Consider the following 25,276-nt stretch of genomic DNA (forward strand, 5'->3'; position numbering starts at 1 on the left):
CTGCAAGGAGAGGGGAGAATTTTTTTAACTATGGTTAATTAATTATGAGTATCTAATCTGATTACTCCCCCTTCCCTCGTAGGGAAGGGGGTTGGGGGGTTAGGTTAAACAATTCCTAGCTATTGTGGTGTAGGTGTGATTAAAGCTTGGGCTTTTTCTAATAAATCTTGGGCATTATTAGCCCATTCTAAATTAGCTTGGGCTGAGTAAAGATCTACTGCAAATTGTAAAACTCGCTGGGCTTCGCTGTAGCGTTTTTGATTGAAAAAAATTAAGCCAGCAGCATAGTAAGCGTTAGCATAATTACGGTTAGCTTCGGCGGCACTACGAAACGCGGCGAGGGCAGTGTCGAGAGAGTTTTCTTGGAATAAAATTGTTCCTAAATTATAGTGAGCTTCGGCATAATCTGGTTTAATTTTAATTGCTTGTTGAAATAATTCTTTTGCTTGTTGAAATTGGTTTGCTTGGAGATAAGTAACGCCTAAATAATAATAAGGAGATGCAGAATCAGGATTTAGTTGAATAGCGCGACGTAAAGTGGCGATCGCGGTTTCAATTTCTCCTAACTCTAACAAAACTTTGCCCAAATTTTCGTGAGCAAAGGCTAATTCGGGATCGAGGGAGATCGCGCGATCGAGATAATTTTTTGCTTGCGGGAGATTATTACCTTGATAAAGCACTTCGCCCAAATTAGCAAAAGCTAAGGCAAAATTAGGATCGGCGAGGGTGCTACGATAAAAGGCTGTGGCTGCGGGCTGTAATTCTCCTTCTTGCTTGAGGGCTAATCCGAGGTTATAGTGTGCCGAGGCGAGGTTAGGATCGAGTTGTGCGGCTAAACGAAAAGCGGCGATCGCTTCGCGGATTTTCCCTGATTCAACTAATTGTAATCCTTTGTTTACTTGGTTAACTGCGGCGGTTTGTCGTTGTAAACTTTCACTGGATGTCTGGGCTAACTGGAAACTAATTGCTTCTGCGGATCTCGCTGGGGCTACGTTTCCCGTTATTAACATTAAACTCAAAATAATTAAGATTGGGGATTGGGGATTGGGGATTGGGGATTGGGGATTGGGGATTGGGGATTGGGGACTGTTAACTGATAACTGCTCACTGTTAACAGCTTTGTTTGTGAATTTTTGCAAATTTTTCTTGACAAACTCGAAAGGTTTCCAACTTAACCCAGAAAATTGCTGAGGAATAAGGGAAATTAAGTGGTGGTGGGGAATCTGAGGTAAAGAATTTTGTTGATTTTTGAAACAAAATTGCGAACAAATGTTGCTATTGTTCATTAACTTTATAACTAATTTACGGTTAGCAAGCTTACTTAATAATTACTCTAGTTTCTCTTAAAAGAAATTGCAATTTTTGTATCAAGGAGAGAAAACGAGTTAGGCTTCATTAATAGAGAGCTAGAGAAAGAACCTAATGAGAATCTTTGACTCTCACAATCCTAGCGGCACTAGGGGAAAGATATCGCTCCCCCAAAGTTAAACCGCAATTTAACTTATGTAAGGAGGCAGGTTATGACCAGAAAAGTGGGAAACGGTACTCGCAATGTCGCCATTGTGGGACCGTACTCTAGTGGGAAAACCACCTTATTAGAAAGTATTTTGTTTGTGACAAAGGCGATCGCGCGTAAAGGTAGCATCAAAGAGGGTAACACAGTCAGCGACAGTGCGGCTGAAGCCCGCGATCGCACGATGAGTGTAGAAGTATCCATCGCTAGCACCGAAATTTCCGACCTGAATTTCACCTTTGTCGATTGTCCTGGTAGCATCGAATTTGCTCAAGAAACTCAAAACGCCCTAGTAGGTGTAGATGCAGCCGTAGTCGTTTGCGAACCAGTAATCGAGCGGGTTTTAACTCTCGCTCCTTTGTTCAAATTCCTCGACGACTGGGAAATTCCGCACCTAGTTTTCATCAACAAAATGGATCGCTCCAATGACAGCTTTATGGATGTTCTCCACGCACTGAAAGCTGTTTCCACCCGTCCTTTATTACCGCAACAATACCCAATTCGTCAAAATCGAGAATTAGTCGGCTATATTGACTTAGTAACAGAAGCGGCTTTCCACTACCATGAAGGTAGTCCCGCCGATCCCGTACCTCTCCCCGAACACCTCAAAGACGAAGAAAAAGCAGCGCGGGAAGAAATGCTCGAAGTTTTGGCAGACTTTGACGACCATTTGCTCGAAGAATTGCTGGAAGAGATTGAACCGCCTCAAGAAGAAATTCTCCAAGATTTAAAGAAAGATTTAGGTGCAGATTTAATCGTTCCCGTATTCTTTGGTATTGCCGAACAAGATTACGGCGTGCGACCATTATTAGATGCTTTAGTGCGAGAAGCACCAGCCCCAGAAATTACCGCCGAAAGGATCGGACTAACTGGTCAAACTGACGCTCCCACTTTGGCGCAAGTGCTGAAAACCTACTATACTCCTCAAGGTGGCAAACTAAGTTTAGTCAGAGTTTGGCAAGGCGAGATTACCGACGGAATGGTTCTCAACGGCGTTCGTGCTGGTGGTTTGTATAGTTTGATGGGTCAGCAGCAAGAGCCTTTACAGAAAGCCGTAGCAGGTGAAATAATTGCGATCGGACGACTGGAAGGTATTCAAACCGGAGTAACTCTCAGTCCCAACCAAGCAGAAGAATTACCGAAAGCAGAAGCGATCGTACCAGTTTACGCTTTAGCGATCGCGCCCGAACGTCGCAAAGACGAAGTTAAACTTTCTTCGGCACTCACGAAACTTTTGGAAGAAGACCCCTCTTTGCGTTGGGAACAACACGGCGACACTCATGAAGTAATTCTTTGGGGACAAGGCGAAATTCATCTGCAAGTTTCCCTCGATCGCCTGCGCCGTAAATATAATTTACCCATGACGACGCATTTACCGCGAGTCCCTTACAAAGAAACAATTCGCCAAAGTGGAACTTCTCACGGTCGCTACAAACACCAAACAGGCGGTCATGGCGCATTCGGAGATGTTCATCTAGATATCAAACCGCTTTCAAGAGGAGAAGGCTTTAGCTTCCACGAAACCATCGTCGGCGGTGTTGTCCCTAAACAATATATTCCCGGCGTAGAAACAGGCGTGCGTGAATATCTCGCACAAGGTCCTTTAGGTTTCCCCGTCGTAGATGTAGATGTCACCCTGACTAACGGATCTTACCACTCAGTTGATAGTTCCGAGCAAGCATTTAAACAAGCGGCTCGAATTGCGATGACTGAAGGAATGCCGAAATGCCAGCCAACTTTGCTCGAACCGATTTTAGCAATTAAAGTTTGTGCGCCTTCGGAGTTTACCTCGAAAGCCCTACAGCTAATTAGCGGACGACGAGGACAAATTTTGGGTTACGAACCTCGCACCGACTGGCAAGGTTGGGACGAAGTTACAGCTTATCTACCCCAAGCCGAGATGCACAACTTTATTATCGAGTTGCGATCGCTAACAATGGGCGTTGGCTTCTTTAATTGGGAATACAATCATCTCCAAGAAGTACCCGATAAAGTTGCCGAGTCTGTCTTAGCGATGATGAGTCACGCTGAATAAAACATTTTGAGGGTAGGATATAGTTATCTACCCTCAAAATGTTTTCTTTAAATCAGGCTTAAACTATCTGGTTTATTAGTAATTGAAATAGCTCGAAATCTTTGCTCCTCAAGCCAGATATGAGTTTACTGATTTCCACAATTATTGCCCTGATTGCTTGGATAATTGTCTACACGCCAGAACAAATCGCGGTCGAAAAAAATCGTCAAACCGTGCGCGCGATCGCCTTTTTAGTTGCGATTTTAGCGAGTTTAATTTCACTTTATCGAGTAATGTGGCGCTTCGCGATCGTTATACCTGCGGGTAACGTCGGTGTTGTCGAAGTTTTTGGTCAAGTTAGCGATCGTACTCTTAACCCAGGCGTTCATTTAATTAATCCTTTTGCCGATATAATTACAGAAAAAAATGAGCGAGAGTCTATCTCCATTAGGCTTTATTGTTGAAGAAACCTTGTTAAGAGAAGTTATTTTACCAGAAGAAATCCAAGCAGCAATTCAAGAAAAACTAACTGCTCAACAAGAAAGTGAACGTCAAGAATTTATTAACTCTCAAGAACGCCAGCAGCTAGAATTTACGATTGAAAAAGCTCAGAAAGAAGCTGAACGTCAAAAAATTGAAGCACAAGCAACCGCAGAAGCCCAACGCATTCTTTCTCAAGGATTAACCGAACAAGTGCTGCGTTTAAAAGCAATTGAAGCAACACAAAAACTAGCCGAATCAGATAACACTAAAGTGATTATTATTGGTGGTAGCGAAGCAGGAACACCCATAATTTTACCGGGGCAATAGCCCTCGATTGGCAATGGCTACTTTCTCAAAAACTTGACAATTAAGAGCGGAAAATACCAAAATTTTCTTGAGCTATCTACCTTGAACTAAGAAAAAGAAATAAATTAGCCAAAAAAATTTTTGGATTGCCAATCGCCATTAAATCTTGTCTTAACTCGCCTTAAATTTGCAAGTTTATTTTCTTTTCTTAACGAATGCGAGAGACAATTTGCCAATACTGTCTAGCAATAATTTCCGGGGTAAACTTAGACTGAAGGTAACTACGTCCAGAATTTCCCAAAACAGCAGTTAATTCAGAATCATTAGCCAAACGGCGAATAAAGTTAGCCAAAGCAGTTCCGTCGCCATTATCAAAAGCTTCACCGCAGTTAGCTTCCGCCAATAAATTCCTTAAATAAGAATGAGGTTCGCAAATTGCCGCTACCGGACGACCAGCAGCTAAAATGCCATATAATTTGCTAGGGGCTATTAACCCTTCCATACCCGGACTCACGCTAACTAAGGAAAGGTCGCAAGCTGTGAGAGAATAGGGAAGAACGCTCCTATCTTGATAAGGTAAAAATCGACAATTAGTTAATCCTAAACTGCATACTTGTTCCAAACATTGTTTGCGCTTTGCACCATTACCAATAAAAACAAACTGTATTGGTGTTGGTTCGTTACTAAGTTGTGCTGCTGCCGCTAAGATGGTATCCATATCGTGACAGCGACCCATATTACCCGAATAAAGTACGGTAAACTTGTTCGCCAGATCGAATTCGCAAGCAAACCAATTATCCTGTTTGTCGATCGGTTTGATCCAGTTAGGATTAGCCCAACTATGAATTACCGTAATTTTATCGGCTATTTCCGGGCATTCAGCAACAATGCGCTCTTTCATACTCGAACTAAGAACGATCGCGCTTTGAGCATTTTTCCACACTTGTCGATTTAACCAACGCCAAATACGGACTAGCCAATGTTTTTCAGGAATGACGTGCAGATTGACGGCAATGTCTGGATAAATATCGTAAAGCAGACAGACATAGGGAAGACCGAATAGTAAATGAGCGAAATAGCCTAAAATCGGTAGATAGGGCGGTTCCGTTGTCAGCAGTAAAACATCGCCGCGATTAACACTTTTGCATAAATGGATTGCCGCACGCAAGCAAAATAATAATCCATTTAAAGCTCTAGCGCGAATTCGACGCGACCACATTCTCGAAGTACGCGATCGCCTTACTTGTATCTTTCCATCCCTTTCTATCTTCGGCGCTTTGTCTTCACCATAAGCATATCCGGGCTGTCCTGTAAAGATATTGACTTGTAAACCTAGCTTTCCTAGCTGCGTTGCTAGTTCGGAAATTAGTTGACCTGTAGCGGCGTAGTCAGGAGGATAAAATTGGCTGATAATCGACAGTTTAATCGGTTTCCTGTGTCGTCGGCTGTGCTGAATTGTCTTTTCTTTGGGGGCATCTAATGTTCTCAAAAGCGGTTTTAAGGTATAGTTATCTAGCATGGACAATATTTTACCTCTCGGTTGATTGTTCCTGTGGCTGCGACCAGATTATCAATGTCGATCCCGGAGTTATAACCAATAGCCGATGTTGTGCTTTTTGTAGTTACTCCGATTAATTGGTGGTAGTTGGCTTTGATACCCCTGGCAATAGCGATTTCCATTAACTTGAGTTGCATTTTTCGCCCTGATACTTGTTAAGTTCTAGTTAGCGATCGCTCTAACTGTTTGACGAGTCAATCTCGCTTTTGACAGATTCATAATATACCAAGCTACCAATTAAACTGGTTGCATTCCGGATTTTAGCGCAGATTTTTTGCAAAACCGAGATAATTTTCTACCTTTAGGTAAAAAAAATTGCCCGTTTTGACTTCCTTATTCTTTTATGCTATTTTTAACAATTTATGCCATAATTATCCGTTTTAAAAATGATTTTACAATCTCGCCTTGCTCTTCACTAACTCTAAGCAAATTATTTCCCTTTATGAAGGTATTATGAAGCACTTTATCTCGATAGCTATCTTTTTTCAAGAGTTACAGATAAAATTGATTTGCTTAAAATAAGCTGACTAGCTGTCAGAAAAACCTTCAACCTCTACCTAAAGTAAGAAATTTATTATTTTTGAGTAAAAAATTAAGTTTTCAAGAAATTAATCGGGATCTTTATTATTTTGTCCTCACAAAAATGTTTGAGATTGAGAGTTTAATTTTTACTTAGGCTGAATATTAGAATTAAAATCAGGGCAAGATTTACCTTCGAGGATTGAAGTATAAACAGTAGTGAGATGGTTAGATATCGTTTCCCAAGCATATCTTTCTGCTACCAGTAATTTGCCATTAACGCCCATTTGCTGTCTTAATTGAGGAGATGTCAGTAAAGTCGCGATCGCCTCTTTTACCGCTTCCAGGGAATTTTCAACTACCAATCCAGCTTCAAAAGCAGCAATTTCCGGCGCAATTTGCACCCCAGGAGTAACAATTACTGGTAAACTAGCAGCCATCGCTTCTGCTATAGCTACGCCGAAATTTTCGGAAAATGACGGCAAAACAAACAAATCTGCACCTTGCAGCAATATTTGTTTATCTTCTCCCGCAACAAAACCAGCAAAAGAAGTACAAGAAGCTATGCCTAAAGAAGCAGCTAAATCCTCAAGATAACTGATATATTCTGCCTCGCCCGAACCGGCTAAAATCAAGTGAAACTGATGTTTTTCAGCAGTTATTTTACCTAATGCTTGAATTAACAAATCTGGACGTTTTTTATAGTGAAGACGAGAGAGAAATAATACTATTGGTATTTCAGGAGATATGGCATATTTTTGCCTAATTTTTTCTTTGGCTAAAGGTAAAGCAGACACGGGTTTAACTCCTAAAGGGAGAATAAAGCTAGGAGTATTAATCCCAAAATTGCGGACATCTGTTGCTTCACCAGAAGAAGTACAATGAATAGCGGCGGCACGAGTTAGATTGCGTCGCTCGATCAAAGTAGTGTATACTTGTTTTTTAAGTTTACTTTGTGCCAGCGCCCAAGGCGTAAGTTGACCGATAGTGCTAACAACATAAGGGACTTTTTGTTTTCTAGCGATCGCTGCTGCCGCAGTGGAAGCAAAAGAGAATAGATAATGGGTATGAACTAGATCGTAATGTTTAATATTTTGCCATAACCAACGAGCAAGAGCCGCAGAAAAAATATATTCTTTTAAAGGTGGAGAAAATCTCGGCAAAAACCAAACAGGAACACCTTCATAGTCAACAAGCTGATTTAAAGGTACATCTAGTAATTCACTGCCATTATCATTAGTAGTAGCAATTTCTGCATCAATACCACGCGATCGCAAATGTTTAACAAAATTCAAAACCACATGAGTCGGTCCTCCTAATGCGAGACTGACTGAAGGAATAACGTGCAAAATTTTCACTTAATCAACTCCGCAAGTAAAACTTTCAATTAATGCAGCCAATTTATGCTTAAACTGTTCGTAGCCAAAAGTATCTCTAACTCGCTGGCGGAGAATTTCTGGTTGAGACAAAATAGAATGGGGATGAGTTCCTTGTAAAATTTGGCTGAGATTAGTTGCGATTTCTCCGACATTATCGGGATCGACTAAAACGCCTAATTCGCCATGACAAAGTGCATCAACTGCACCATCTATTTTGCCTCCTAATGTAGGTTTACCACAAGCAAGTGCTTCTAGGTAGACGATCCCAAAACCTTCATTTTTACTAGGCATAGCAAAAACATCGCACAAATTATAATGTTCGGCAAGTTCTTCATCGGGAACAAAACCCGCCAGCGTGACGCAATCTGCTAAATTAAGTTTAGTAATTAACTGTTCGATCCGAGAGCGATCGCTACCCTTACCCACTAACAGATAATGTACATTAGGTATAGAAGTGCGAATTTGGGGTAAAGCGTAGAGAATTTGTTCATAACCTTTACTACGTTCGCTGTTATCAAGTCTCGCTACTGTTAAAATAACTGGTTGTTCTGGTTTTAATCCGTAACGCTTCAGCAAATGTGGAGGTTTAGGAGCAATTTGAAACCTACTAACATCAACAGTATTAGGTAAAATCGAAACTTTGGTAGGTTCGAGATTTTGTTCCGCAATCAGAATTTCGCGGGTATAACTGCTGACTGCTAAAATTCTATCTGCTTGCTGCAAAGCAGTTTTTAAACTAGGATTTTCAATATTCCAAGCTTCTACTCCGTGTGCAACTCCCCAGTAAGGAATACCAGCTATTTTTTTTAACCAATAAGCAGCAGGTGTAAAATTAAGATGAGTAGCAATAACTAAGTTAGGTTTTTGCCAAAGTCCATATCCCATAATTTGAGCAGCAAAAATTGCGGTTCTTAAACCTACAGGTGAATTCCCGGCAAAATAATAGTTAGTTTTTTCTAAAAATTTGTAACTTGACAAATACTGAGTATCGTGCTTAAGAAAAACCTGGAAACTACTTTCAGGTAATAATTCTTGTAAAGCCTGTAAAAATACAGCCGAATAAACTTGAATTCCTCCCTTAAATTCAAAAATATTCGGAAACCATAAATTGAAAGATAAATTTTCTTTTTTTTTCATTAACCTTAGTTCTTATGCTAATTTTTTGTTGAATGATTGATAACTTCTTTGACTTTATTTCCTAATTTGTGACGATACAAATCCCAAGTTAATTCTTCTGCTTTACGTCGGGCTGCTTTGCCCATTTCAGCTAACTCTTGAGGACGATTATAACACCAAGCAATTTTTTCTTTCAGTGCTTCTACATCTCGAATTGGTACGATGAAACCATCTTTCCCATCAGTGATTATATCCGCCCCTGCGGTATTAGGAGTAGTAATAACTGGAATTCCGCAAGTCATAGCTTCCAAAATTACCAAGCCAAAACCTTCAACTAAGGAAGGAAAAACTAAAACGTTAGCTGCACTATAATATTGATTTAGCAAACCATGAGGTACAGTAGAAACATAGCGAAAACTGTCTTCATATTGAGATAGCCATTGGTGAGGAAATTCATTAATTCCTACCAATAATAATTCGGCTTTCGCTAACTGTAAATCTTGCCAAGATTGTAACAAGTAATGAACGCCTTTGCGAGGACCCACACGACCAACAAATAAAGCTCGAAAAAGATTATCTGGTTTGGGTTTTGGTTGAAAATATTCCAGGGGCGAACCGTAGGGAATAACGCTAATTTTTTCTTGGTTAATGCCAATATCGAGCAAGGATTTTTTGGTAAAAGAAGAAGCAACAAAAATGTGGTCTGCTAGCTGAATTTCTTGCTCTTTGCGCTTAATTTTCCAAGCAGGTTCTTGGACTGCTTGGAAAGCAGAAGCGAGCTCTGGAAAACGTTGAGCTTCTTCTGCTTGGATTGCCTGACTGGTACGATAAAAAGGTATGGGTAAATCGTATAAACAAAGGATATTTTGTTGTTTAGCAACCTGAAAAGTAGTAGCAGCACCATCCTCGTAAGCATACACTGCATCTAGTCCTTGGAGATGATACTTAGCAACATGGCGATCGAGCGAAGCATAAACCCAGTTTATCGGTCCGGTGCGACCAAAACCAAGAGGACGACTTAAACCAGATTTTACCAGAGCGATGCGTAAAGTTTCTTGCCAGGGATGATCTCGCAAAGGTACGTTATCTGGAGGTATCCAAGTACGTCTGGCTAATTCTTGAGTCAGAATCTGAGACAATTGGGGAGGTAGTTGCTTGAGCCAGCGCGCTAGTTTACCATTAGGATGATATGCTGTAGTTGTGATGATTTCCTGAAGGAGATTCGCTTCAGCCAGGGATCTCGCCGCATTCCGAGAAAATGGATTACTGGTCGGGTGAACTAGAGATATCCGGGGATTGTTCATAAAATTGCCATAGTTGCTGGAGTTGCTGATATTCTTGCCAATTTTCTATTTGCTCTAATTGTGGTAATAGGAAAATAAAACTATTGAAAAACCAGTGATACAAGCCCGCAGTATGATTGTAAACAAGCTGACCAGTAAATAGAATTACTGAAATCAAAAAAGCACACAAAGCTAGTTGACGTAAGAAAGGTCGCTTTAACTGTCGATATGTAGTCCAAAGATAAAATACTAAAATCAGTTTAAAAGTGTACCAAAGGAAAAAACCGATCGCCCCTAAATCTATAGCAATTTTAATTAGTTCTCCTTCATAGTAGAAGGGAATATTTTCTCCCGGAGGTAAACTCAGCAGTCCGCGAATAGTTCCATTTGCTTGGAAAGTAGACCCTGTACCGTAGCCATCTAGTCCAATCTGGTTGACAATTTTCAAGGGTTGAATGAAACTACCCACGATCCGAGGTAATATGTCTTCGCTATTGCCACCTCGCGCCCACAATTGGTTTATTGTTGAACTAAATTTGTAAATTGTCAAGGAAATGGCAATGACTCCAGGGACTAAAAGCTTGCGAATCGAGCGGAGAAAGTTGGAAAATTCTGTTACTCCTTGTAAGCCAAAGTAACCAACTAACAGTAAAGCAAAGATAATCATTATTCCACGAGAACCTGTCATGGTGCTAGTAACAGCAACAAACAAAAGCTCTGTTATGGTTAGCAACTGCCAGACGAGGGGTTGCTTCCGGGTTAGCATTGGTAATAGGAAACAGGTGCAAGTGGTAAGGAAAGTTGTGTAACCCGTAATATAAGAAAATGTACCTGTGACTCGTACATTGCCACCAAACCTAGCTATCCCTAAGTCGTCGCTTGCGTAGACGTTAAGGGGGCTGGTAGGAGGACTGAAAAATTGCGCGATCGCTAACAAACCTACAGGGATAAGCAGCAGCAAGTAGGAGCGCAAAAACTTATACAATTCCTCTTCTGATTGAAACAAATAAGGCACCACCCATAATAGGGGAATATATAGTAAATAATTCTTCAGTCCAATCAAACCAATTATCGGCGAGCCTAAACGAGGATTGAATGCTTGAAACAAACACCAGACTATAACTAAAAAAAGTAAAACCTTAATAATGCCACTATCTTTTACAACTCTTCTCCTCGACTTAGGAAGAGAAAAATAGCTTAGATAAGCCCCGATTAAAACAAAATCTTTCAAAAAGTAAATTAGTTGGCTAGCTTGAGGAAATGCCCATTTTCGCAAAGCTCCCTCAATTACTACAATTACCAATGCTGCCTTAACTGCTCGTTGCCAGTTACGAGATGAAATATAAATTACAATTATTGCACCAACTAATCCAACAAATACTAGGTTCAAGTAATAACTCCTTTCTCAATTCCGGCATCAGTTAGTTTGTGTCTTTACTCCAGTGGGTTAAATCCCTACCTAACAGTTCGCTTAAACGTTCAACTTCAGGAGCAAATTCTTTTTGTAAATTTTTTCTTATTTCTTTATTCATCGCTGGAGGAGTGGTATATTTATTATTAATTTTATCCCACGCTTTAATTAGTCGAAATAACTTTCCTTGGTTTGGTCGCGGCATCATTTTTCTTACTAGCCATATACTCAGAGGATTCTTGAGCAATTTTTGTATTTTTTTGCTTCTGCTGATTCTTATTTTTGCCTTATTTTCTTGGGTAAATGGTACTTGAAATTCTTCATTAACCCTTAAGAATTTTAAGGTCTTTTTATATACTATTTCTGGTTCTATTAGCAAATCGTCGAAAATAATCCAGTGAATATTATCTTTACCAAAACAGTCTAAGTATGCTTGACATTGTTTTGTATACTTGGCTATTTCACGATAGTAAAGAAGCTCTTGGGGAAATGAATATAAAGTTTTAGGTAAGCGTAGCCCTTGTTTTCTTTCTTTCTCGGCAGCAAGAGCAGAACCAAAATCAGCAATATTTTCCCTACCTGTAGCGATAAAATAATTATATAGAGAGTAAAGCATATCTACAGGATTTCTCAGCATAATAATTATTTGAGCAGAAGGACAAAAATTTTTAATTTCCTCGGCTGCTTTTTCTGAATAAAGATACCAAACTGAAGCTTCTCCAATTCTTTGCCCATTTTTAGCCTCAGAAAACAAAGCTAGATACTCTTGCTCATTTTTAATTGATAAAGAACTGTAGTTTAAGTCGCAACCAAAAAAATGAGGTTCTTTGTCTTGTGGCATAAAAATTTCTGGATGTTGGCGAAGATATTTATACATGGAAGTTGTGCCACACTTCGCCGCCCCTACAAGAAAAAAATCTGGTTTATTCATAAAATTTCTTCTAGTTTATTGTTAACTACTAATTTATATAATTCTAAATATTTCTTCGTCAGTTTAACCTCATTATATTCTTTAAGTTTATTTTCAGCATATTTTAGATGTTGTTGTGCAAGTTGCCGATCTTCACTAAGTTTTACCATACATTGGTAAAGTGACTGATAATCTCCATTCTTAAACCGCAGTCCTGCATTTCCAATACACTCTGCATGACCACCAGACTCAGATACAATTAGATTTTTACCAGCAGCTAATAACTCTAATGCTACCCCACCCATAGGTTCTTCCCAAATTGAAGGAACTACACCAATACTAGCTTGACTAATGGTTTCTACTAACTCTGAGCCATACATTGCTCCTAGGAAAAATACCTGATTAGTAATAGACAGTTGCTCAACAAGTTTTTCTAAACCTGGTTTCATATTTCCACTTCCTACAATTGCCAAGGTTTTTTCTTGGTAATTAGGGTGAGAAAGTAGCAGATGAAATGCTCGAATTAGTTCGATGAGACCTTTTTCGCTAACTAAACGACCAACGTAGATAAAATCATACTTTTTGGGTTGGTTTTTTGGGGCAACTTCAAATTGACTCAAACAATAAGGAGTATAAGCAACAATTTGTTTTTTTAAGGGCTGTCGTTGAGCTACCCAGTTAGTACAAGCAATATTTAAATCTACTTGATTAGCAACGTAGCGTCGGACAGCTAGTTTAATTGATTCTCGACAAAAATGCAACAAACCTTTTTTCCGAAAATGATACTTTAGAGAACTCCAAGGAGACATTGGTGCTGGTTCTCCATCAACCCAACCGAGACCATCAACGCACGAAACTTGATATCCGTTATGAGTCCAGATAAAAGGTTTTTTATTTATTTTAGCAAAGGGAAACATCGCAACACTTGCACCATTAGAGTGAATTAAATCGCATTTACGCGCTAAATTAAACCTTTCTTGGAGCGATGGTTGACGAACTACTTGAAAACTATAATTTTCTTTGCTATCTGAACTTGTTTCGGTAATAACGATACATTCATGTCCTAGTTTAACAATATTTTCAGCAAGAGTAGCAGTAATAGTTTCAATTCCACCTATTGAAGGCCAAAAGACAGAAGAGTAAAGAATTATTTTCATGATTTTATTATTATTTAAATCAATATTTTATTTCCACAAATTTAGTTTTTAAAATAACAATAAATAACCCGATCTTTAGGTGAATTAAATTATTTAACTGAAATGAGTTTACGCTTGAAGTTATTTTGGGAATACCTCAAAAAAATCCCGCTCATAAAATATGAAATGAGGAGTTCAAAGCTTATGCTGAGCTTTGACTTAAAGATAATAGTATACTAACCAGATAGTCATTCATTTATTTTTACCGATCGTCTGAAAAAAAGTAAGTAGCAAATTTTTGAGCATGAGTTGATAAGTCATGTTTATGGTACGAGGAGAAAGCATTATTGGCAATTTCTTGGAAAACAACTTTTGGTTCTGAGTGTACCTTTTTGGCTATCTTCAATGTCTTTGGTTCTAGTTCCGGAATCCAAGAAGATTTTTCCGCTTCTTTACCATCTGTAGACTGGGGATTACTATAGGCATTAACAGGTACTAAGCCATGAGCGCAATAGGCAGCAAATATAGTTGATTTTGCAAGTAATTCGGGGCGATTGACAAAAAAACCTGCCACACTGTCTAACATAAGACGACTAATTTCTGCTGCTGATAACTTACCCATTTCTCTTACGGGTATCCTACTAATCGTTGAAAAATCGAGATTTGTAGGCGTACCGATGTCTAGAATAGTTTCCAAATCGAGTAATTGACAAACTTTGTTTAGTGTGGCTGCTTGTTGATAGGCTTGTAATCTTTTGCTACGGCCGCCAAATACTACTAACTGTCGTTTTCGTGCTGTTAAAGGTTCTACTTCTAAGGGTTCTCCGACATTGGAGAAGACTGGTAAGCTAGGAATGTGAGAATGTTTCCCTTGACTAAGTAAGGTAAGAATTTCTGCGTAAAGTTGTACGCTGGTAAGTGCGCGATCGCATAACTTCACCAAACGACTAGCAAGATTTTTTTGCAGGGGAAATAGCCAAAAGGCACTCGTCCAAAATGGTCTTCCAGCAGCGTATACTTCATGAAACATTGTCACTAGGAATCTCTCTTGACTCTGACTACGCCATCTCTCCAAACCTTCTATTAACCATAAGGGACAACCTCGCTTGGCGTAACCGTAGCCCACATAATGTAAGAGAATTTTATCAGTATTTGGGGGCAAACTTGACAACAAGCTAGTCGCATTTCTCTGACTTATGCGAGTAACCCCAAATCCCTCTATTTTTTCCTCTCCTTCCCAACTAAGATCGCCGACCAAAAAATGAGTATCTATACCAAAATCCGATCGCAATCGCCGAGCTAAAATTAAGGCATAATCTTCTACACCACCGATCGCTGGGGGTAATTTGGGGACAATTTGCACAATTAACATTTAAGCTTAACCTCCTAGCGCTGACTCGATCCATTCGATATGCTGTGGTAGTAATTTTGCTAAATCGTAACGCTGTTGAATAGTTTCTCTTGCTTTCTGCCTAATTTCAGTCATCTTGCTAGGATAATTGAGAACCTCTTCGACGCGATCGCTAATTTCTTGAGGTGAGAAAAAGTCTACCAACAAACCATTCACCCCATCTTCGATTACCTCTTTAACTGGAGGAGTTCCCGAAGCCACAACTATACAACCAGTAGCAAGTGCTTCCAACAACGACCAAGATAAAACAAAAGGACGAGTTAAATAAACGTGAACTGAAGACGCTTGTAGCACTTGCAAATATTCAGAATAAGGCAATAATCCCGTAAAATGAACCCTCTGCAAATCTAAAGGCACTTTTTCTAACATTAAATCTTTATAAGTTTTCCCATCAGGTAACTGCTTTCCGTAAGCAACTCGGTTTTCACCGACAATAACTACATGAGTTTGAGGTCGTCTTTCTAGCAATAAACCTACCGTTTCGATAAACTGAGGAAAACCTCGGTAAGGTTCCATTCCCCGTGCCACATAAGTTACTATTTCTGTGACTGACGACAAATCTAAATTAATACGCGGTAAAACAAGCTTTGCACCCGGTAAGGGTTGAAAATATTCTGTATCAACACCATCGTGACGTACAGTAATTTTGTTGTGATATTCTGAGGGAAATTGTTCTTGCTGCCAGGAGGTTGGAGACAGACCGCGATCGCAGCTATAAAGGTCGATTAAAATAGGCGCATTTTTGATTCTAATTCTCGCTTCGTCGTCTGCGGTTAAAGGATCGCTAGGATCGAAATCCGCATCCGAACCATGAGAACGATAAAACCACTCAAAGTAACACAATAACTTAGCTTGGGGGAAAATATCTTTAATAAATAATGTCGGTCCCCAACCCGAATGACCGTAAACTAAATCGGGTATAAAGCCGATCGATTTGAGTTTCTCAGCGATGCGATAAACCGCTTGACCTTGTAAAACAGCATTTTCTAAATTACGCACGTAGTGATGAGTTTCTGGACGTGCTTCCCGCGAAGGATTATAAAGTGCTTTATACACTCCATTAATACTACCTTCTTTGCGCTTCGTGCCAAAGATAACCTGATGGCGACTATCTTGCGCCATTGTTGCTGCTAGATGACGAAATTGAGCAGGAAAATTGGGGTGTAGAAATAAGATCCGCATAAATTGCTTTGCTAAATTTTCATATTTCAGTAAAATTACGCAATTGTCAGGTTAGTGACCGCGAATAAACATAATAACCCACATTTGTCTACCAAGTTAATTTTATTTAATGATTTTCCTCACTTTTGTGGCAAACTCATTATATGTCTTAATAACTTATGCCCATGATGCTTCACAAAAATTAAACTTGACATTCTCAAATAAAAACATGGTTCAATAACTAAATAGTAGAACTTAAACTCACCAAATTCTATTGCCGACAACAGATTAAACTGAAACACACGCCAAAAATGCTTTAAGTAATAAAAAGAGTTAACCTCATCCAACTGTTCAGGATGAATAGATAAGTAAAGTAAGGTCGATTCTTGATGTTGTTTCAATTGATACCAACCTTTTTTAAATCTCCAAGGATGGCACACACTAGCTTCCTTGACAAAAGCGAACTTATACCCTTGCTTGGTCAACCTTACTCTGAACTCTACATCCTCCATTGTGGCATAAGGAAATCGCTCGTCAAAACCTCCAAGAGATTGAAACAATTCTCTTTTGATAGTAAAGTTACACGACCAAAGATACCCCCCTGATTCGTTAACAGGAGAGGTTTCTGCAAGGTAGCGGCGAGGGCGATCTACATAAACTCTACCTTCAAAAACTTGATATTCCGGAATAGTAGTTATTGCTTTTGTATATGCTTCTAACCAGTGGCGATCTGGCAAGCAATCGTCATCGGTGAAAACCAACCATTCTCCGCGAGCATACTTAGCTCCATTATTGCGATTTGCTGCCGGTCCTAGCTGCGATCCTGCTACCCACTTTACCCAAGGATAGCACTTAAGAAGCATCTCCTCGGCAGTAGTTTCAAGACCGTCATCAGTAACGATAACTTCGTATTTTTCAATGGGTAAAGTTTGAATTCCAGGGGCTAAACAATCCAAACACTTTGCTAGCAAATCATTGCGATTGCAGGTAGGTATAATCACTGAGAAAAAAGAGTTTGAGTTGAACATCTGCTTTGTGAAGTTTTGGTAAAGTTACTGCTGATAAGTTAATATTAATCTAACCAGTTTGGGTAGTAATAAGGTTAATTTTCTTGAGATTACAAGGAAAACTTAATAACTTTGAGGAGATTATTTTATCGAATAAATTAACAAGCAGAATCGCTACTTAAAATTTAAGGCAAGAAGTTGACATATAGACAACCCATCTGCAAAAAATAGAAAGTTAGACAATAGTCTTAAAAGAGGAGAAAAGTAAAAAATGGCAACTATTATAGGAACCAATTCAGCCGATCGATTGCAAGGTACTTCTGGTGACGATACGATCCAGGGTCTGGATGGTAGCGACCTGCTGTTAGGCGATAGAGGTAATGATTTACTTCAAGGTGGTGCGCAGCCTGACACACTTCAAGGATCGCCAGGAATTGATACTTTGGAAGGTGGCATAGGCAATGACGTTTATCGTATGTTTGGTCTTGATGCCACAGAGGATATTATTAACGAACTTGCTGGTCAAGGCAACCGAGATACAGTCCACACCGACCAAAGCAATTACACTTTGCCTGCAAACGTAGAAAAATTAGTATTGTTTGCTCTAGGAACTAATGGTATTGGTAACGAACTTAATAACATTATGCAACGGGTGCAAAACAATCCTAACGGCGCTCCGATAACTTTGTCTGGTATGGCAGGCAATGATACGCTCATTGGTAGCGATCGCAACGATTCACTAGATGGAGGTGACGATAGTGACAGTCTTTCCGGAGCCTTAGGAGATGACACTCTCAATGGTGGTGCAGGAATCGATATACTAAATGGTGGTTTAGGCAACGATACCTACATCGTGGATAATTCTCAGGATAATATTGTAGAAATTTCTACTGGAGGCACCGATCTAGTTATTGCTTCTGTAGATTATACCTTAACCAATAACGTTGAAAACCTAACTTTAAGTGGAGTTAATAATTTAACTGGAAGTGGCAATGACTTGGATAATGAGATTGTCGGCAATGACGGCAATAATCTCCTTCAAGGAATATTAGGTAACGATACTCTCAGTGGTGGTCTTGGTAATGATACTCTCAATGGTGGTACTGGTGATGACTCTTTAGAAGGCGGAACTGGTGCTGACAGTCTTGTTGGAGCTTCAGGTTTCGACTCGCTCTTTGGAGGTGACGGTAGTGACACTCTTCTAGGAAATCGTGACGATGACTATTTAGAGGGTGGTCTTGGTAGTGATAGTCTCGAAGGTGGTCTTGGAGACGATACTTTGATTGGAGTAGATCCATCGACTGGATTTGGCTCGGCAGAAATAGATACTCTTACTGGTGGTAAGGGAAGCGATGTGTTTGTACTTGGAGATGCTACTAATGTTTACTACAACAACGATAACACTGATTTGGCGCTGATCGTTGATTTTACAATCTCTCAGGGAGACCAAATTAGGTTACAAGGTCAGTTAATTGATTATACTTTTTCGGTAAGCGGAGGTTCTAATACCGCCATTGTTGAAATTGCGACTAACGATCAAATTGCAATTGTTCAGGGGATCGATCCGACAACTCTCAACCAAGCAAGTAACTTCGAGTTTGTCTAACTGGGTAGAGGTAATAAATGACTAAGCTCTCCTGATTTCTAGGTACTCTGAAAGTGATGCTGAATTAAACTTTCAAACAGAAACATTAGTTTCTACCCAACCTTCATTAAGAGCCACAAAGCGAATCATAGCAACATAGCTGGGAAGTAACTTTTCCCAGCTAAAACGTTGATACACCCTTTGATGACGCTGGTGACGCTGATAGATATCATCACTTGATGTTAATACTTGAGAAACTAGCTTCCTCAAACTTCCTGACAATTCAAAGTTAGCAAAAAAGCCTTCTTCTCCCAAAACAAAGCGAGTAACTTCGTAATCGTGAGCTAAACAAGGTAAACCATAAGACATCGCCTCTAAAAATACTCGCCCAAACCCTTCTCTGAGAGAAGCTAGCACAAAAATATCAGCTACTTTGTAGTAATCTGCCATTTGTTCCGCAGCCACAGTTCTCATTTGAAAATTACCTTTTCCTAACAATTGATACCCTAACTGGAGAATTTCAGCAGACTCGGAATCTTGTTGTCCCAGTAACAATAGATAAGGACGCGGTTTTGGTAAACTAGCAATCTCACGAACTACATAATCCATCCGCTTGTGAGATTTGTTAATCGCTCCTACCGAGAGAACAATCTTCCGCTTTTGAGGCAATTTTAGCTGACTTCGTAGTGCCTCAATTTCTAGCTGAGAAACAATTTCTAGTTCCCTAGAAACGTTAATTCCATAAGGAACAAGCTTATGTTTAGCCATAGTTTCTCCCGATGCTAAAGCTATTTCTAGATGTGTGGGTGTAACTTGTTGGACTAAATCCCAGCGTGAAAAAGGAGGTGAAAGTGGTCCGCCATTAGAGAAAAGCAGCTTATAATTTTGTTTGCGAAAACGTCGCCAGTGCCAAAGCAAATTCCCTAACCTGCCGTCGCTAAAATAAATAATATCCGGTTGCTGCGATTGAATATAAGCAAGAAAGCTTAAACCAAAGGAAACCTGTTCGATGTAGTAAGCTCCTCTTTTCGTGATTTTACCTAGTTGAATTGCTGTTTGACTTTCGCGGGATAAATTTGGTAAAACAACTATTTTTTTGCTTGACTCTCCGCCACCTTGAAAAAGCGTGATATCCAAAGCTGGTTCTTGAGAAAGAGCCTGAAAACATTCTTGGGTAAAAGTCTCGAAACCTCGCTTAACGTTTCCTAGTCCAGGACAAAGAAGAAAAACTTTAATTACCATATTTTAATATTTCTAAAAATCTTAAACATAAGGAATTGGTATTTTCATCAACCAAGTTTTCCAACCATAAATTTTCGAGTAAGAAAATCTAGTCCAGAAATTAATTAAAATTGCTCTGATAATAAATGGTTGTCTTTCTTTGATATATTCTTGTAATCTCAACCGATCGCATTCAGACAAATATCTTTTAAATCCTTCAACTGTTCCTGTTTTAGCCTGAAAATGAGTGCGAAAAAAGCCTAATGTTTCGGGAATAATCAGACAATTAGTTAACTGAGAAAATCGTAACCATAATTCATAGTCCATGACTAAATTACGATCGCTAACATAGGAACCGACTTGATTCCAGATTTCACGAGTCCAAAAAGTCGAAATTTGAGTAATTATTTTTCTCGCATGAAGTAAGTCGTTTCGAGTCACATGACTTATTTGCTGTGGATCGCGCCAAATTATAGTTCCATCTTGCATAATTTGTGATGCAGTTCCATTCCACCAATTTAAGCCTGGTTGGTAATAAAGTGCAAGATGATAAAGGGCTTGTTTGGCTAAAATATCGTCACTGTTAACCCAGCCCATTATTTCACCTGTTGATAAAGCAAATCCCTGATTAATTGCATCGCTTTGTCCATTATCCTTTTTACTTTGCCAATAAGTAAGCCAAGGCTGATATTTTTTAATTATCTCGACAGATTTATCGGTACTACCACCATCGATAATTATATATTCGAGATTTGGATAGCCTTGTAAAAGTACAGAGCGGATAGTTTCTTCCAAGTATTGACCTTGATTGTAGCTGGGTGTGACAATAGTAATGCGAGGCCATTGTGAACCGTTGGGCATAGTTTTTGGTAACTGAGGACTCTCATCTGTCCAGGGCCAACCTGTTTTACTAACTGGGGAAGGGGGAAGTGTGTTTAAAGTAGGATAGCACATTTTATTTTTTGACTATACCAGTTGCTAGTTATTACTTGATTTGGCTGATACTTTTGATAAAAGAATATAGCTTGTTATTGACAACTTCTGTGCTGAAATTATCTTTGACAACAGCAAAAGCTTTTTGAGCAAGGAGATGATTTGAACGGCGATTAGCGATTTGTAGCCGGAGAAATTCTTTGATTTGTTTAATTTGATTAGTTTCACATAGTAAACCACAGTTCCAGGTTCTCAGAAATTCATGAGAAGCAGAGTAATTTGGACCGCAAGCAAGAATTGGTCTGCCCGCAACCATATAATCTGTTAATTTAGTAAGCACAGAAGCACGAACTAAATGAGAACTTTCGGGCAAAAATGATGTAGCAACTAACAATAAATCGGCTTGTTTTAGATAAGAGTTAAGTTCCTCGTAGGGAATGAGTGAGCCATAAATAACCTCCCATTTTTCCCAATGGTGTTGATATAGATTCCAAAAAGAAGGATTAGTGTACAAAATTAATTCAATATCTTCACCATCATGCTTTAACTCAAAAACTGCTTCTGCTACGGCGGCTAGAGCATCGTAGTGCATGGGATAAATAGAACCAGCGTAAGCAACCTGAAATGTATTTCGAGCTTGTGGCTGTTCGCTTGGTGGCTCTTTTCCTGTTAACTCAACAGGATTATGAACGATTAACGATCGCTGAGGTTGAATTTGATACCGACGAGATAATTCTGTTTGTAGTTGTTCGCTAATCATTAGCCAACCCGTAGCTTCTTGCAAACTTTGATAAGCTACTTGTTGGGTGTTACCTGAAAGCCACCACAACTTTTTGTTAGCTAACCAGTCATCCATCAAGTAAATTAAACTTGGACAGCGAAAGTGGCGAGCTAATTTTTGTCCAATTCGTAGATAGCGAATGTTGTGGGGACAGACGAAAATTACTTCTGGTTGAAAAGCTTCTAAGGTTTGTAGGTGGGGAATGGGTAGCCAGTCAAGTAACTGAATTTTGGTAGCTAATAGCCAAGGTTTGAACAACTTACCAAAGCGATTGTTAAGATTTATTGGTGGTTGATATCCAGGGAAAGAAATTACCTGTTGATTAAAGGGAGGAGATGGGGGTTGTTGTTTAAGAGCATTTTCGGGAGCCAATAATAATAACTTTTCAACTGGATAATTTTTGAAGAGATTAAAAAGGGTTCGCGTTGCTCCTTTTCCCTCTTTGTTGAAGGTTACTTCACTAACAATTAGTAATCGTGGTAAATCGGCGCTCATTAGTTTAGTTGAGTAGCTGTTGATAGAGTTCAAGATATCGCTTTCCTTGGAGATCGAGGGAATATTCTTGAACCGCGATCGCGCGACAGTTTTGACTCATTTTTTCTCGGAGATTTACATCTTCGAGTAGCTGGACAATTTTCTCAGAAAAATCTTGGGGGTTTTCTGGTTCGGCGATCGCACCTGTTATTCCTGGGCGTACTAAATCGGGAACGCCACCAATCTTAAAAGATACCATTGGTGTACCGCAAGCCATACTTTCTTGTAGCATTAAAGGTAAGTTATCGGCACGGGTGGGAAAAACAAATAAGTCAGCAGCAGAATAAGCAACTGATTTCAGGCGATCGCTGCTGACGTAGCCTAAATTTAGGGTAGAAATTCCCGCAGTCTGCGCGATCGCTTCGCCACCTTCACCAATAGTCAGCAATAATAATTCCGCTTGAAGAGATTTGGGTAAGCTAGTTAAAGCTTTTAAGAGCAGATCGCCTCCTTTACGAACTAAAGTGATACTTTCTGCTCCAAACATAATTACTTTTTTTGTGACTGGAATGTCGAGTAGCTGACGACATAAATTAGAATCTAAAGGTTGATAAGCTGAAGTATCAATTCCATTAGGAATGTGATAAATGGGAAAGCAGTTGAGCATACTTTGTTCAACCTGCTCTGTCAGCCATTTACTAAGAGTAACAATGGTAAGCTTAGAACGGCTGTAAACCCAGTTTTTTAACTTCCACTCTAAATGAGTATTATCTTGTTGAATAGGTGGATAAATATCCGGATAAGGACATTTACCACAACCTATTTTCCAGCGATCGCAGTCGTAGCTATAGGCACAGTGACCTGTAAAACTCCACATATCATGGAGAGTAAATAAAGCTGGTTTATGCTTAGTTAATAAGGGAATTGCTAGGTAGTTAAAGTAACCGAGGTGGAGGTTGTGAAAGTTGAGAACATCTGCTTGTTGATAAAAAGGATGTTCTGGAATATCGAAGCTACTAAGGAGATGAAGATAGTTCAATCCTAGTCGCCGAGTTAAGCGAATAATTTGATTTTCGAGACGGTATTTGCGAGGAGGAGTAGCAGCGACGCGATCGCTGCTGGTTTTCACAGTTCCCACCAGTAAGCGAGAGTCAATCCCCTTAGCTAGTAAACCTTGATGCAGTCTGTAACCGGCGATCGCTGCACCACCACTTACATCAGATTGATTTATGTGCAAAACTTTCATTTAGCTGGTTTAATTGCTTCCATATAAAGAGAATCTGGAATGAAATCTATTTCCAAAACCTAGGTTAAGATATTTCATGTTTTTCCCGAAAGGCAAAAATATTTAGTTGTAAATCCATTCCCAAACAAATATCTCGATGGTAGAAAGGTTGAGGAGAAATAACTGAAGGATGAATATGAATTCTAAATCCAGCTTCCGATAAAATTTTTAAGATAATGTCTACACTTTGCTTCTCATTGACAAATGAGTGATATTCTACAAAAAGATTGTCAATATTTCTAAGTAAATCTTGACAATCTTGCACTACTTCTGTTTCCGCACCTTCTATATCTAACTTAACAAACTCTACTGGTTGAGTAAGATATTCTCGTAGACGAATTGTTGATACCTGATACTTTTCCCTTTCTGATTCAAGTTGAACAATTCTACCTCCATCAGCACCTTCGGACATAAATTCTAAGGTAGTTTCTGAACTCCAAATAGCTTTTTTAACTAATTTGACATCAGCAAAACTAAATTGTTTAACATTTCTTTCTAAAATGCTAAAAACTTTATTATCTGGCTCAAATGCTATAATCTGGCTTTCTGGATAAAGTTGTTTAAAATATAAAATACTTAAACCAATATTAGCCCCACAATCTATAATAGTCGGATTTTTCTTGTTTGCTTTAAATTTATATATTTCTTGTTTAAAAATCTCTTTATACATAAACAAAAAAGAAGCCGCATCAACTAATTCAATTTCTTTTCCCAATACTTCAGTAGAAGTAGCCATATAGCGCGGCATCTTTTTCAAACGTTGTCTTTCTAAATAAGATTTTCTGTATGCAGGTTGCAAAAATAATTTACTGGCGTTTTTTAATCTTTGGAAAATCATATTATAACCAAGCTCCTAAATCTCTTTCTATCAAATTAGCCGTATTCAGAATATTATCCCGATAGCGATCTTGCAAATTACGCCGAGTTTCAGCAGTTAGATACCAAGGACGAAACTGTCCAAAAAATAAATTTGTATTCAAGACAGTTTTTTGAATTCTACCTGCTTTGGGAATATGAAGCTTGTGTAGATACTTCATTAACTTTTGCTTAGTGAAATATTGTGTTGATACAGAGAAAGGTAATTTCCCCGGATTGTGTATTGATACTTCCGGCACAAAAGAGCTATCTACATCTAAAAAATTAAATATTCTTTGGGTAGTCAATACTGGATTATCTTTAAGCTCTTCAAATAAAATTATTTTAACTTTTTTTCTCGGGAAATTTTCTAAATAACGCTTTACTTGTAAATCATAAAGCCCAGAAGAAAAATATAAATAATTATAGTAAAACTGGGGGTTATTATGCTTAAAATATTGGTTGTTTAATCTTTCTTCTTCGGAATTTAAAGCCTTTTCAAAGGAATCTATCCACTCATATCCAGCACTAATCATCCAATTGTAAAGAGAATACGCCCGATCTACTGGATTGCGTAAAACAATGATGATTTTAGCTTGAGGATAAACCTTTTTAATCCAAGCTGCACTTTCCGGAGATGTGAGATAAGCGTGTGAAGCTTCGCCGATAGCTTTCTCTTCTTTAACATCAGCAAATAGTCGCAGATAAGCATCAAAATCGCTGTATCCGTATAAATGACAAAAAAATGAGGGTTCTTTATCTGCTATTCGTTTAGGCATAAAAATTTCTGGGTGTTGTTTGAGATACATCCAAAGAGAAGTTGTCCCCGACTTAGCAGCACCTACAATAAAGAAGTTAGGTTGAGGATTAGAAGATGATGAAAATTGTAAAGATTCATTGACAGCGTTCATGAGATCGCGAAGTTATATAGTGTA

21 protein-coding genes are annotated in these 25,276 nt (G+C 39.0%); 4 read left to right on the top strand and 17 right to left on the bottom strand.

Translation table 11 applies throughout. The annotated features are described in order from the left end of the window. Positions 1–119: 119 nt before the first annotated feature. On the bottom strand, positions 120–1,286 hold the full coding sequence (locus tag G3T18_RS06540) for a tetratricopeptide repeat protein (protein WP_224409736.1): 1,167 nt from the start codon (positions 1,284–1,286) through the stop codon (positions 120–122). Between the two features lie 234 nt (positions 1,287–1,520). On the opposite strand from G3T18_RS06540, the gene G3T18_RS06545 reads away from it, so the two are divergent. The 3 genes from G3T18_RS06545 to G3T18_RS06555 all read left to right on the top strand — a co-directional run bounded on the left by G3T18_RS06545 (position 1,521) and on the right by G3T18_RS06555 (position 4,337). After that, positions 1,521–3,548 (top strand): elongation factor G, encoded by a 2,028-nt coding sequence (locus G3T18_RS06545; protein ID WP_224409737.1) that lies wholly within the window; start codon positions 1,521–1,523, stop codon positions 3,546–3,548. A 119-nt stretch (positions 3,549–3,667) separates the two neighbouring features. Further along, positions 3,668–3,991: an SPFH domain-containing protein gene (locus tag G3T18_RS06550; protein WP_224409738.1), complete on the top strand. Its 324-nt coding sequence runs from the start codon at positions 3,668–3,670 to the stop codon at positions 3,989–3,991. Further along, on the top strand, positions 3,954–4,337 hold the full coding sequence (locus G3T18_RS06555; RefSeq protein WP_224409739.1) for an SPFH domain-containing protein: 384 nt from the start codon (positions 3,954–3,956) through the stop codon (positions 4,335–4,337). The genes G3T18_RS06550 and G3T18_RS06555 overlap by 38 nt, the downstream gene beginning before the upstream one ends. 187 nt (positions 4,338–4,524) lie before the next feature. On the opposite strand, the gene G3T18_RS06560 is transcribed toward G3T18_RS06555, so the two are convergent. From G3T18_RS06560 to G3T18_RS06605, 10 genes are all read right to left on the bottom strand, one after another. After that, positions 4,525–5,835, bottom strand: a complete 1,311-nt coding sequence (locus tag G3T18_RS06560; protein WP_318013939.1) for a glycosyltransferase family 4 protein — start codon at positions 5,833–5,835, stop codon at positions 4,525–4,527. A gap of 707 nt (positions 5,836–6,542) precedes the next feature. Further along, positions 6,543–7,751 carry a glycosyltransferase gene (locus G3T18_RS06565; RefSeq protein ID WP_224409741.1) on the bottom strand — a complete coding sequence of 403 codons (1,209 nt, stop codon included), beginning with the start codon at positions 7,749–7,751 and terminating at the stop codon, positions 6,543–6,545. Continuing rightward, complete coding sequence (locus tag G3T18_RS06570; protein WP_224409742.1) at positions 7,752–8,909, bottom strand: glycosyltransferase; 1,158 nt, start codon at positions 8,907–8,909, stop codon at positions 7,752–7,754. A 17-nt stretch (positions 8,910–8,926) separates the two neighbouring features. After that, a complete protein-coding gene (locus tag G3T18_RS06575) occupies positions 8,927–10,192 on the bottom strand; it encodes a glycosyltransferase family 4 protein (RefSeq protein WP_224409743.1) in 1,266 nt (421 codons plus the stop codon). Continuing rightward, entirely contained in the window at positions 10,152–11,561 is a 1,410-nt protein-coding gene (locus tag G3T18_RS06580; protein ID WP_224409744.1) for a hypothetical protein, read from the bottom strand. The genes G3T18_RS06575 and G3T18_RS06580 overlap by 41 nt, the downstream gene beginning before the upstream one ends. 31 nt (positions 11,562–11,592) lie before the next feature. After that, complete coding sequence (locus G3T18_RS06585; protein WP_224409745.1) at positions 11,593–12,513, bottom strand: sulfotransferase domain-containing protein; 921 nt, start codon at positions 12,511–12,513, stop codon at positions 11,593–11,595. Then, positions 12,510–13,649 carry a glycosyltransferase family 4 protein gene (locus G3T18_RS06590; RefSeq protein ID WP_224409746.1) on the bottom strand — a complete coding sequence of 380 codons (1,140 nt, stop codon included), beginning with the start codon at positions 13,647–13,649 and terminating at the stop codon, positions 12,510–12,512. Before G3T18_RS06590 ends, G3T18_RS06585 begins: the two co-directional genes overlap by 4 nt. A 241-nt stretch (positions 13,650–13,890) precedes the next feature. Beyond that, entirely contained in the window at positions 13,891–15,000 is a 1,110-nt protein-coding gene (locus G3T18_RS06595) for a glycosyltransferase family 1 protein (RefSeq protein ID WP_224409747.1), read from the bottom strand. Positions 15,001–15,006: 6 nt separating this feature from the next. Further along, positions 15,007–16,221 (bottom strand): glycosyltransferase family 4 protein, encoded by a 1,215-nt coding sequence (locus tag G3T18_RS06600; protein WP_224409748.1) that lies wholly within the window; start codon positions 16,219–16,221, stop codon positions 15,007–15,009. A gap of 119 nt (positions 16,222–16,340) precedes the next feature. Next, complete coding sequence (locus G3T18_RS06605; protein ID WP_224409749.1) at positions 16,341–17,228, bottom strand: glycosyltransferase family 2 protein; 888 nt, start codon at positions 17,226–17,228, stop codon at positions 16,341–16,343. Positions 17,229–17,478: 250 nt separating this feature from the next. Here G3T18_RS06605 and G3T18_RS06610 point away from each other — a divergent pair, with 250 nt between their 5' ends. Continuing rightward, a complete protein-coding gene (locus tag G3T18_RS06610) occupies positions 17,479–18,813 on the top strand; it encodes a calcium-binding protein (protein ID WP_224409750.1) in 1,335 nt (444 codons plus the stop codon). Between the two features lie 72 nt (positions 18,814–18,885). On the opposite strand, the gene G3T18_RS06615 is transcribed toward G3T18_RS06610, so the two are convergent. The 6 genes from G3T18_RS06615 to G3T18_RS06640 form a co-directional block, all read right to left on the bottom strand. Further along, on the bottom strand, positions 18,886–20,034 hold the full coding sequence (locus tag G3T18_RS06615; RefSeq protein ID WP_224409751.1) for a glycosyltransferase family 4 protein: 1,149 nt from the start codon (positions 20,032–20,034) through the stop codon (positions 18,886–18,888). Between the two features lie 21 nt (positions 20,035–20,055). Beyond that, positions 20,056–20,874 carry a glycosyltransferase family 2 protein gene (locus G3T18_RS06620; RefSeq protein ID WP_224409752.1) on the bottom strand — a complete coding sequence of 273 codons (819 nt, stop codon included), beginning with the start codon at positions 20,872–20,874 and terminating at the stop codon, positions 20,056–20,058. 124 nt (positions 20,875–20,998) lie between these two features. Next, a complete protein-coding gene (locus G3T18_RS06625; RefSeq protein ID WP_224409753.1) occupies positions 20,999–22,222 on the bottom strand; it encodes a glycosyltransferase family protein in 1,224 nt (407 codons plus the stop codon). Positions 22,223–22,226: 4 nt separating this feature from the next. Continuing rightward, positions 22,227–23,447 (bottom strand): glycosyltransferase family 4 protein, encoded by a 1,221-nt coding sequence (locus G3T18_RS06630; protein ID WP_224409754.1) that lies wholly within the window; start codon positions 23,445–23,447, stop codon positions 22,227–22,229. Positions 23,448–23,511: 64 nt separating this feature from the next. Further along, the gene (locus G3T18_RS06635) at positions 23,512–24,285 is read right to left on the bottom strand and encodes an FkbM family methyltransferase (RefSeq protein ID WP_224409755.1); all 774 of its coding nucleotides are present in this window, start codon (positions 24,283–24,285) and stop codon (positions 23,512–23,514) included. A 40-nt stretch (positions 24,286–24,325) separates the two neighbouring features. Then, positions 24,326–25,252 carry a sulfotransferase family protein gene (locus G3T18_RS06640; RefSeq protein WP_224409756.1) on the bottom strand — a complete coding sequence of 309 codons (927 nt, stop codon included), beginning with the start codon at positions 25,250–25,252 and terminating at the stop codon, positions 24,326–24,328. Positions 25,253–25,276: the final 24 nt, after the last annotated feature.

The organism is Oscillatoria salina IIICB1 (assembly GCF_020144665.1).
Taxonomy (GTDB): domain Bacteria; phylum Cyanobacteriota; class Cyanobacteriia; order Cyanobacteriales; family SIO1D9; genus IIICB1.